This window comes from Micromonospora sp. NPDC047753, assembly GCF_040642735.1.
GTDB lineage: Bacteria > Actinomycetota > Actinomycetes > Mycobacteriales > Micromonosporaceae > Micromonospora.
In genome coordinates, this window is sequence record NZ_JBEYSL010000219.1 from 1 (window position 1) to 10732 (window position 10732).

At 71.9% G+C, this 10732-nt stretch carries 10 protein-coding genes; 3 read left to right on the plus strand and 7 right to left on the minus strand.

Annotated elements, in window-relative coordinates; genetic code table 11:
• On the minus strand, positions 1-523 hold a 523-nt coding region (locus ABZ749_RS19125), incomplete at its 3' end, for a lipoyl synthase (protein WP_357229540.1).
• A 453-nt stretch (positions 524-976) separates the two neighbouring features.
• Here ABZ749_RS19125 and aspS point away from each other — a divergent pair.
• Positions 977-2263 (plus strand): aspartate--tRNA(Asn) ligase, encoded by a 1287-nt coding sequence (gene aspS, locus ABZ749_RS19130; RefSeq protein WP_357229541.1) that lies wholly within the window; start codon positions 977-979, stop codon positions 2261-2263.
• A 49-nt stretch (positions 2264-2312) separates the two neighbouring features.
• Here the strand turns inward: aspS and ABZ749_RS19135 are convergent, their stop codons facing one another.
• The 4 genes from ABZ749_RS19135 to ABZ749_RS19150 all read right to left on the minus strand — a co-directional run bounded on the left by ABZ749_RS19135 (position 2313) and on the right by ABZ749_RS19150 (position 6677).
• The gene (locus tag ABZ749_RS19135) at positions 2313-2705 is read right to left on the minus strand and encodes a VOC family protein (protein WP_357229544.1); all 393 of its coding nucleotides are present in this window, start codon (positions 2703-2705) and stop codon (positions 2313-2315) included.
• A gap of 47 nt (positions 2706-2752) precedes the next feature.
• Positions 2753-3394: a lipoyl(octanoyl) transferase LipB gene (gene lipB / locus ABZ749_RS19140; protein WP_357229547.1), complete on the minus strand. Its 642-nt coding sequence runs from the start codon at positions 3392-3394 to the stop codon at positions 2753-2755.
• Between the two features lie 85 nt (positions 3395-3479).
• The gene (locus tag ABZ749_RS19145) at positions 3480-4787 is read right to left on the minus strand and encodes a hypothetical protein (RefSeq protein WP_357229550.1); all 1308 of its coding nucleotides are present in this window, start codon (positions 4785-4787) and stop codon (positions 3480-3482) included.
• Between the two features lie 57 nt (positions 4788-4844).
• Entirely contained in the window at positions 4845-6677 is a 1833-nt protein-coding gene (locus ABZ749_RS19150; protein WP_357229552.1) for a DUF2079 domain-containing protein, read from the minus strand.
• Between the two features lie 212 nt (positions 6678-6889).
• Here ABZ749_RS19150 and ABZ749_RS19155 point away from each other — a divergent pair, with 212 nt between their 5' ends.
• A complete protein-coding gene (locus ABZ749_RS19155; protein ID WP_357229560.1) occupies positions 6890-8131 on the plus strand; it encodes a PHB depolymerase family esterase in 1242 nt (413 codons plus the stop codon).
• A gap of 98 nt (positions 8132-8229) precedes the next feature.
• Here the strand turns inward: ABZ749_RS19155 and ABZ749_RS19160 are convergent, their stop codons facing one another.
• Positions 8230-9129, minus strand: coding sequence for a TIGR01777 family oxidoreductase (locus ABZ749_RS19160; RefSeq protein ID WP_357229554.1), 900 nt, complete (start codon positions 9127-9129; stop codon positions 8230-8232).
• Between the two features lie 185 nt (positions 9130-9314).
• Positions 9315-10304, minus strand: a complete 990-nt coding sequence (locus ABZ749_RS19165; RefSeq protein ID WP_357229556.1) for an aldo/keto reductase — start codon at positions 10302-10304, stop codon at positions 9315-9317.
• A gap of 56 nt (positions 10305-10360) precedes the next feature.
• On the opposite strand from ABZ749_RS19165, the gene ABZ749_RS19170 reads away from it, so the two are divergent.
• The coding region (locus ABZ749_RS19170; RefSeq protein ID WP_357229558.1) for a MerR family transcriptional regulator at positions 10361-10732 on the plus strand (372 nt) is incomplete at its 3' end.

Consider the following 10732-nt stretch of genomic DNA (forward strand, 5'->3'; position numbering starts at 1 on the left):
AGTCCGGGATCAGCAGCTCGACGCCGCAGCCGGGCTGCAGGGCGTGGATCTGTCGGACGGTCTCGGCGTACAGCCAGGCACCGCCGTCGGGCAGGTCGTCACGGGCGACACCGGTGATGGTGGCGTAACGCAGCCCCATCGAGACCACCGACTCGGCGACGCGACGCGGCTCGTCGGCGTCGAACTCGGCCGGCTTGCCGGTGTCGATCTGGCAGAAGTCGCAGCGCCGGGTGCACTGGTCACCACCGATGAGGAAGGTGGCCTCCCGGTCTTCCCAACATTCGTAGATGTTGGGGCAGCCGGCCTCCTGGCAGACGGTGTGCAGCCCTTCGCGCGAGACGAGCCCGCGCAACTGGGTGTACTCCGGGCCCATCTTGGCCTTGACCTTGATCCATGGCGGTTTGCGCTCGATCGGCGTCTCGGCATTACGCGCCTCGATCCGCAGCAGACGCCGCCCCTCGGGGGCCGCCGTTGCGGTGCGCGCTGCCTGGCCGGTCGTCGGCGCGGAGTGCTCGATCGTCACGAAAATGAGCCTACGCCGGACGGCGGGTGTCTATGTGCGTCAGGCGACCGGCGTCACGCCCCGAACGTTGTGACGCCGGACACCGGGGTGTCGAAAATGTGCGTCACACGAGCGGGATTCGGGTGCTACGGTCACCGCCAACAGCGACGACGGAGCCGAGTAGCCCCCGACCCGCCAGTGCAGAGAGCCGCCGGTGCTGAGAGGCGGTCTGGCACCGGGGCGCGAAGACCCTCCCGAGCTGCGGGAAGAACGGCCGCGGGCCCCCCGCGCCCAGTAGAGCCCGCCCGGCTGGCCCCGGTCATCAGGCGACGAACGAGGTCCCCGCTCCGGCGGGGGCGAAGGTGTGGTGGCACCGCGAGGTTCCCGCTCGCCCACACCTCCCTGGGGCTGATGCGACGCTTTCGCCACCCCAGGGCGGCGACGGCGTGGCGATCGACCGAGGAGCAGCCCGCCATGCAACGAACCCTGTCCGAGCAACTGCCCGCCAGGATCGGCACGACAGTGCGGATCGCCGGCTGGGTGCACCGCCGCCGACTGCTCAAGTCGGTGGCCTTCCTGATCGTGCGCGACGCCACCGGCCTTGCCCAGGTGGTCGTCACCGACCCGGCCGTCCGCGCCGAGCTGGAGAAACTCACCGAAGAGACGGTCGTCGAGGTCACCGCGACGGCCACCGCGAACGGCACGGCGCCCGCCGGGGTCGAGCTGACCGACCCGACGGTACGTCTCCTCGGGTCGCCCGCCGAGCCGCCGCCGTTCGACCTGTACCGGCCGGCACTCACCGCGAGCCTGCCCACCCAGCTCGACAACGCGCCCACCGCGCTGCGGCACCCCACCCGTTCGGCCGCCCTGCGGATCTCGGCGGCCGCGGTGGCCGGGTTCCGGGCCGCACTCGACGCCCAGGACTTCGTGGAAGTCCACACGCCGAAGGTGGTCAGCTCCAGCACCGAGAGCGGTGCGAACGTGTTCGCGCTGGACTGGTTCGGTCGACCCGCCTACCTGGCCCAGTCACCGCAGTTCTACAAGCAGTTGATGGTCGGTGTCTTCGAACGTGTCTACGAGGTCGGGCCGGTCTTCCGGGCCGAACCCCACGACACGGTCCGGCACCTCGCGCAGTACACGTCGCTCGACGCGGAGCTGGGCTTCGTCGCCGACCACCGGGACGTGATGCGCGTGCTGCGCGACACGGTGGCCGGGATGCTCGGCACCGTGGACGAGCGGGCCGCCGGCGCACTGGCGACGCTCGGCGTCTCGCCGCCGCAGGTGCCGGCGGAGATCCCGGCGGTGCACTTCACCGAGGCGCTGACGATCGCCGGCGCGCCCGCCGACGAGCCGGACCTCGCGCCCGCCCACGAACGGGCGCTGGGGGAGTGGGCCCGGCGCGAACACGGGTCGGACTTCCTGTTCGTCACCGGCTATCCGATGGCGAAGCGACCCTTCTACACCCACCCGGACCCGGCGCGGCCCGCGTACTCGAACGGTTTCGACCTGCTGTTCCGGGGTCTGGAGCTGGTCACCGGCGGGCAGCGGTTGCACCGGCACGCCGACTACCTGGCGGCGTTGGCGGCCCGGGGTGAGCCGGTCGAGCCGTACGTCGGCTACCTGGACGCGTTCCGGCACGGCATGCCGCCGCACGGTGGCTTCGCCATCGGCCTGGAACGGTTCGTGGCCCGGCTGGTCGGCGCGGCGAACGTCCGCGAGGTCACCGCGTTCCCCCGTGACCTGCACCGGCTGACCCCGTAGGTGGGAGCCCTGCCGGCCCACTCGATCCGTGGAGCGGGCCGGCAGCGGCTCAGGCGGGGCCGAGGAGGTCCCAGAGGTTGCCGGCAACGTCGCGGAAGACGGCGACCCGGCCGTACGGTTCGGTGCGCGGCGGTTTGACGAACTCGACGCGCTTCTCGACCATCCGGCGGTAGGTGGCGTCGAAGTCGTCGACCTGGAGGAAGAACCCCACCCGGCCGTGGGTCTGGTCGCCCACCGCGGCCTCCTGCCGCTCGCCGTCGGCACGGGCCAGCAGCAAGCCGGTGCCGCCGCCCGGCGGACGGACCACCACCCAACGCTTCGGCCGCCCGTCATTGGTCAGCGACGGGGCGTCCTCGGCCAGCTCGAAGCCGAGCACCCCGGTGAAGAAGGCGATGGCCGGGTCGTACTCGGTGATGACGACGGTGACGAGATCAATCTGCACCGACCGAGGGTAAGCCGCCGGTCGGTCACCCGACGCGCGGCCGACTCTCAGATCGCGACAAGGGTGGAGAGCCGGCGCTCGACCACCGGCAGCACGTCCGCGACGCTGATCGGCCGACCAAGCTCGGCGGTGAGCGAGGTGACGCCAGCGTCCCGGATGCCGCACGGCACGATCCGGTCGAAGTACGTCAGGTCGCAGTCGCAGTTGATCGAGAAGCCGTGCAGGGTGACGCCCCGGGCCACCCGGATGCCGATGGCCGCCACCTTGCGGGCCGGCCCCCGGTCGTCCTCGGGCACCCAGACCCCGCTGCGCCCCTCGACCCGGCCGGCGGTCAGCCCGAACTCCGCGCACACGTCGATGAGCAGCTCTTCGGTCCGGCGCACGTAGGCGACCACGTCCACCGGGTCGGGCAGGCGCAGGATCGGGTAACCGACGAGCTGCCCCGGCCCATGCCAGGTGATCTTGCCGCCACGGTCCACGTCGACGACCGGGGTGCCGTCCATGGGCCGGTCCCACGGTTCGGTGCGCTTGCCCGCCGTGTAGACGCTCGGGTGCTCCAGCAGCAGCACCGTGTCGCCGCGCTCGCCAGCCACCACCGACTCGTGCAGGCTCCGCTGCTCGTCCCAGGCGGCCTGGTAGTCGAGCAGACCGGCACGGACGGCCGTCAGGCCGGGGGTCGTCGTTGTCACGGCAACCAGCCTAGTCCCGTCCGGGGCGATCATCCCTGGTGAGCCGCCTCACGAGGACCACGTCAAGCCGCTCGGCGGCTCGTTGTCACGCCGGAGCAGGGCCCGTCGCAGCGCGGTGGCGGCGGACCCGGCGGACGATGAGAGCGATCACGAGCAGCGTCGGCACGGCCAGCGTCAGGTAGACCCAGAGCGGGGCGGCGAAGGGTGACGGTTGGGGTTCCGGCCCACCGAACGCGGCCCGGGTCAGCAGGTCGCCCGGCACCATCAGGTCGGTCGACCCGACCGGCGTGGTCACCAGCACCTCGCGACCGCCCTCGGGCGACAGCGCGGCGAGAGTGGCCTGCCGGTCCGTGGCCGCCTCCGTTCTGCTGACGTACCGCAGGAGCGGGTCGTCGCCGCGCCAGCCGACGATCCCGCTGACCGACGTGCCGGCCGGCAGGGCCTGGCCGACCGCCTGACCGGTGGCCGTGTCCAGGAACTCGATTCGCCAGCTGCGCGCCGCCAGCTGCTCGGCCGTGCACCTGGGCCCGGCGCAGCCGTCGAAGGCGAGCAGGGCGAGCCGCCGGCCGTCCGGATGCCAGGCGGCGGGGCCGGCCAGCATCCGCCGGTCGCCCAGGTCGACCTGCCAGCGAGGACCGCCGCCGGTCGGGTCCAGGACCACAAGTCGCTGGCGCTCGGCGAGCCGGGCAGGCACGTCCGGCGAGCCGGTGACCGCCACCAGGTCGCCACCGGGTGACCAGGCCGCCTCGTTGTGGGCGGCGAAGGTGCCGGCCTCGACCACCTGCTCGGTGCCCTGGTACGGGTCGACGACGAGCAGGTCGTCGGGCTTTTCCGGGTCGTTGAGCTGCTGATTGTCCGGCCCGTAGCTGATGACGTGATCGTCGTTGTTGCGGGTGCCGAGCACGCGTCGCCCATCCGGTGACCAGGCGAACGGGTGCAGCCCGGGTTTCACTGTGCGGCGCTGCCGGCCGGTGGTGAGGTCCAGCAACTCGCCGGACTGCGGCCGCAGGTAGTGGCGCCCGTCGGGGGAGAGCAGCCCGTGCCCCTCCGCCATGCCGATCGGGATGAGCCGGTAGGCGCCGTCCCGGGCGACAAGCACGCCGGTCGACTCGAAATAGCGGGTGCGGTCGGTGAAGAACACCAACGCGGCCGGACCGGCCGGTCGTTGCCCCACGGTGGCCTGCCACAGCCACGGATCGCGCACCCGGCTCGGCACCACCCCGGCCGTGCTGTCGGTGACAGCGCCTCCGCCGGCCGTGCTGTCGGTGACAGCGCTGCTCGCGGCCGCGGCGGGGCGGTCAGCGGCCGTGGCCGCTGGCGCGCTGAGCGCCACGAGCCCCAGCGCGAGCCCGACAACGGTGGCATGCCGCAGTCGCCCGCCGGTCGATTCCATCGGCCCATTAGACGCGATGACGGCCGGTCGTGATGCCCCGACCGGCCGCGTCGCGGACTACCGATCGGTGGGCGGGATGCGCCAGAGCCAGACGTCGTCGACCCGTTGCGGCTCGCCGAACAGGGCGATGCCGGTACGTCGCAGCGCCTCCTCGTCGACCTCGAACTTCGCGCCGTGCACCTGGTCGGCGAGCACCACCGTCTCGATGCGCCAGTGCCGCAGGTCCGACTGGACCTCCCGGATCGTGCCGTCGGTGATGATGGGGACCAACCCGGTGCGGCCGGCCTGGTCCATCAACGCGCTGAGCGTGCGCGGCACCGGACCGATCCGGCCCCGCCCGTCCGGCCCACCGGGCCCGAGGAAGAAGCCGCCCGGGATGGCGAACTCGCCCTGCCGGTGCGACAGCGCGTACGCCTGCCACCGCTGACCGTCCGGGTAGATGTCCACGGTCAGCGGCACCGGGGTCAGCACCCCGTCGGGCGAGACGTAGTCCCGCCAGGTGCCGGAGGTGATGAACCGCGGGATCGGCTCCCGCTCGTCGGTCAGCAGCGGGGTGGGCAGCAGCGGCACCAGGGCCGCCGCGAAGCCGAGCACCCAGGCCAGCTCCGTGGGGCGGTACCGGGGTGGCGCGGCACGCAACTGGTCGACGGTGTACGCCAGCACCAGCCCGATCACCGGCGCGACCACCAGCGCCAGCCGGGCGGGCAGCGCGGCGTTCACCACCGGCAGTTGTCCGAGCAGGTCGAACGGCATGGGGAGGTCGGTGCGTCGCCCGTCGACCTTGGCGATCGGGCCGAAGGAGAGCACCGAGAAGATCAGCGCCAGAACGCCCAGCGCCCAGAGGGTGGCCCGGCGGCTCGGGTCGGCCCGCCGCCAGAGCGTGACGAAACAGACCACGGTGAGCACCAGCAGCGGGATGCCGAAGAACGAGTTCTCCTCGGTCGGGTTCGGCGCCAACGAGGTGCCCAACCCGGCCTCGCCGGCCAGCGAGCGGCGTGGGAAGGCGGCGAACGCCGCGATGTCCTCGGAGTGGATCACCGGGTCGAAGCCGGTGCCGTGGAACCGCTGCGGCCCGGCGAAGTGCAACCACAGGGGGTACGACAGCAGCACGCCGGCGACCACGGCGGTCACCCCGAGCCCGCGCACGAAGGTGGGCAGCACGGCACGGGCCTCCGCCCGGTTGGCCGGGTGCAGCGCCCAGATGGCGACGAACACCCCCAGCGCCAGCGCGGTGAAGAAGAGCCCTTCGGCGGCGATCGAGAAGGCCACCGCCACCAGCACGCCGAGGATCACCCCGTCCCGAAGCCAGTGCCCGGCGCGGCGTAGCGCGAACAGCCGCCAGATCAACAGCGGCACCAGCCAACCGGCGGTCCAGTTCAGGTGCGCGTTGGCGTGCGACACCATGCCGGGGGAGTAGGCGATGAACAAAGCGCCGACCCCGGCGGCCAGCCGGCTGCGGACCAGGTGCCGGGAGAGCAGCCAGTACCAGACCAGCGCGGTGGCGAGCAGGTTCAGGGTGAGGATCACCAGGAACGTCGCCGGCGGCCCGATCAGGTACGTGAGCGGGGCGAAGACCACCGCGTACACGGTGATCGTCGTGTTGACCGCGAGGTTCACGCCGTCCGGGACGTTGATCAGGTAGGTGAAGAGCGGGTTGTCCCAGTGGGTGACCGCGTGCCCGCCGAAGGCCAGCAGCCATTCGAACAGCGCCTGGTCACTGGAGTTGACGGTGATGGTGCGGGTGTTCGGGTCCCGCCACAGCCCGCTTGTCACCCAGACGGCGAGCGCGAGCGCCACCAGCACGACGATCAGGTCGGCCCGGCGGTCCCGGAGGGTGCGCTGCGGTGACGCGGGGGCGGGCCCGGTGGCCAGCGACGGGGAGGACGGCACGCAGCGGACGTTACCAACCGGACCTGGACGGTCCGGTCAGACCGGCGGTTGTCGTCGGTTCTGGTACGGCGTCGGCGGGCGGGGTTCGGCGTACACAGCGTTCGTCGTGAATGTGTGAGTCCACCCCATGTCATAGCGGCGACACATCGTCGTAACGTCTCGGCAACTCGACAGTGACCCAGTTCACAGTCCGCCCCTTCCAGGAGGCCGCCGTGCGCCGCTCCTCGTCCACCCTCACCAGGCTGCTCGGTGCGGTCGCCGGGCTCGCCCTCGCCGTCACGGGCGCGGTCGCCGTCGCCGCACCCGCTCAGGCCGCCACTCTCACCCAGGTCAACGGGTTCGGCTCCAACCCCGGCAACCTCGCCATGTACGCCTACCGGCCGGACAACCTGCCGGCCAACTCCCCGGCCGTCGTCCTGCTGCACGGGTGCACCCAGAACGCCTCCGGCTACTTCGCCGGCTCGGGCTGGCAGAAGTACGCCGACCAGTGGAAGTTCGCCCTGATCGTCGCCCAGCAGCCCAGTGGCAACAACGCCAACTCGTGCTTCAACTTCTTCGAGGCCGGGGACACCACCAGGGGGCAGGGCGAGGCGCTGTCGATCAAGCAGATGGTCGACCACGCCAAGGCCAACTTCGGGGTGAACGGTTCCCGGGTCTACGTCAGTGGGCTCTCCGCGGGCGGGGCGATGAGCGCCGTCATGCTGGCCACCTACCCGGACGTCTTCGCCGCCGGATCGATCATCGCGGGAATCCCGTACCGCTGCGCCACCAGCATGGTCAACGCGTTCAGCTGCATGAACCCGGGTGCGGACAAGACCCCGGCCGCGTGGGGCGACCTGGTGCGGGGCGCGTACTCCGGTTACACCGGTCCGCGCCCCCGGGTGGCGATCTGGCACGGCACGTCGGACACCACAGTCACCCCGCTCAACGGCACGGAGTCCCGCGACCAGTGGACCAACGTGCGAGGCGTGTCGCAGACCCCGACCAGCACCTCGTCGCTACCCGGCAACACCAGCCTGGAGGTGTACGGCAACGACGACGTACGCCTCTACCGGATCTCCGGAATGGGCCACGGCACCCCGGTCGACCCGGGCTCGGCGGCCGAGCAGTGCGGCACCGCGGGCGCGTACTTCCTGGACACCATCTGCTCGACGTACCGTGACGCGCTCTTCTTCGGTCTGAACGGCGGCGGGACCAACCCGACCCCGACCCCGACGGCCACCCCCACGCCGACGCCGACCGCCACCCCCACGCCGACCCCGACGGCCACCCCGACCACGCCGCCGACCTGCGTGACGGCCAGCAACTACACGCACGTGGCGGCCGGTCGGGCGTACCAGTCCGGCGGCTACGCCTACGCCAACGGCTCCAACCAGCGGATGGGCCTCTACAACACGTTCTACACCAGCACCCTCAAGCAGACCGCCCCCAACCACTGGGTGATCGGCTGCTGACCCCACCCGCCCGCCTCTGTTGATCAAGAGGTTTGCGTCATCCGGGAGCCGGATTCTGACGCAAGTCTCTTGATCAACAGGGTGGGGAGGGGGCGGGGTCAGGGGGTCAGGGCTGCTTTCAGGGCAGTGTCGAGAGTGGGGTGCTGGTAGGGGTAGGCGGCTCTGGTCAGGACTCCGGGGAGGACCCGGGTGCTGGTGAGGGCCTCGTGGGAGAAGCCGCCGAGGGCCACCTTGAGCGCCAGCGCGGGAATCGGGATGACCGCCGGCCGGTGCAGTTGCCGAGCCAGCTCGCGGGTGAACTCGGCGTTGGTGACCGGGTTCGGCCCCACCACGTTGACCGGGCCGGCGATGTCGTCGCTGTCGAGCAGGAAGCGGACAGCGTCCAGCCAGTCGGCCATCGAGATCCACGGCAGCCACTGCCGGCCACTGCCCAACCGGCCGGCGATGCCGAGCTTGAACGGCAGCAACTGCGGCTTGAGCAGGCCGCCATCGCGGTGCAGCGGCAGGCCGGTACGCAGCCGGACCACGCGTACGCCGGCGTCCTCGGCCGGACGGGTCGCGGCCTCCCACACCCGGCAGACGTCGGCCAGGAAACCTTCGCCGGCCGGGGCGTCCTCCTCGACCGCCCGGTCGCCCGTGTTGCCGTACCAGCCGACGGCGGATGAGTTGAGCAGCACCCGGGGTCGGCCCGTGGCGGGGAGCCCGGCGATTGTGGTCGCCAGCGTGGTGGTGGTGTCCACCCGGCTCGTGCGGATCAACCGCCGGTAGTCGTCGTTCCAGCGTTTGTCGCCGACGCCCGCGCCGGCCAGGTTGACCACGGCGTCGGCCTCGGCGACCACGGCCGGATCGAGCTGCCCGGCGGCCGGGTCCCATCGCTGCTCCTGCGGTCCGCCCGGCGCTCGACGGACCAGCCGGGTGACCTCGTGTCCGTCGCGGACGAGCAGGTCGGCCAGCCGGGTGCCAAGGAAGCCGGACGCGCCGGCCAGAAGGATCCGCATACCCCCATCTTCGTCCAAACCCCCGCCCCCGGACGCATCTGGAGCCCTCCACCCCTCGCCGATCTTGCACCTTCGGTTGCCGTTGTTCCCTGCTACGCCCTTTTTGTCGGCACAGAAAGTGCAAGATCGATGGCGCGAGAGGGCGAGGCCGGGGGCGGGGTTAGGGGTGGGGGCGAGGGGTGGGGTTAGGGGGTGCGGAGGTCGGTTAGGAGGCGCTCCACCTCGGCGTAGGACTCGGCGCTCAGGGGGCCCAGCTCCAGGGTGGTGAGGTTCTCGTCGGCCTGGGCGACCGTGCGCAGGCCGGGGATCGGCACGGTACGGGGGCTGCGCGCCAGCAGCCAGCCCAGCGCGCCCTGGGCCAGGGTGCGCCCGTCGGCGGTGAGCGCCGCGCGGACCTGGTCGACCCGGGCCGCCCAGCGTGGCGTCGGCCGGCCCTCGGTGAACCATTCCAGCCACTCCGGTGCCCGTCCGCGCACATCGTCCGCCCCGACCGCCCGGGTCGACCCGGTGAGCAGCCCCATCGCCAGCGGGCCGCGGTTGAGGCTGGCCAGGTCGTGCTTGTCGCAGACCGCCAGCACCGCCGCGTTGTCGCGCAGCACCGACTCGTCGTGCTGGATCGCGGCGCAGTGCGGGCCGGCGGCCGCGAACGCCTCCGCCGAGGCCGGGTCGTCGGTGCTCCAGCCGTACGCCCGGATCTTGCCCTGGTCGACAAGGGCCTCCAGGGTGTCGACCAGATCGAGCGCGGCGGGCACCGGCAGTGCGTTGATGTGCAGTTGGTAGAGGTCGACGTGGTCGGTGCCGAGCCGGCGCAGCGAGTCTTCCAGGCTGCGCACCGCGAAGGCCGGGCTGGCGTCGGTGCCGAGCGCCCGCCGGGTGCTCTCCTCGCTGACGTTGCCGAACTTGGTGGCGATGACCACGCTGTCCCGCCGCCCGGCCAGGGCTCGACCGAGGATCCGCTCGCTGTGCCCGGCGCCGTAGTTGCTGGCGGTGTCGAACAGGGTCACCCCGAGATCGAGCGCCCGGTGGATGGTGCGGATCGACTCGTCGTCGTCCACCTCGCCCCAGCCGAACGGCTGCCCGTCGTCACCCCAGAGCGGGCCGCCGATGGCCCAGCACCCCATTCCGATCGCGCTCACCGCGATGCCGCTGCGTCCCAGCGTCCGTGTCGTCGTCATGGTCACCAGCCTCCAACCTGGAGCGCGCTCCAGGTCAAGCGCTACCATCTCGCGAGATGAGCGGTTACGCCCCTTCGGAGGCCGCCCGCCGCAGCGGCTTCAGCCTGGACACCCTGCGGTACTACGAGAAGATCGGCCTGCTCGCGGACGTTGAGCGCACGGCGGGCGGGCAGCGGGTCTTCACCGACGACGACCTCGGCTGGCTGGTGCTGTTCCGCTGCCTGCGGGACACCGGGATGCCGATCGCGCAGATGCGCCGCTACGCGCAACTGGCCCGCGACGGCGAGCACACCACCGACGAGCGGCACGAGTTGCTGTGCCACCACGCGGCGCGGGTCGAGGAGCAGATGCGCCTGCTTCAGCGCCAGTACGACCACCTCCGGGAGAAGATCCGCTTCTACGAGCGGCTACCCCCGGTCGCCCCGGGA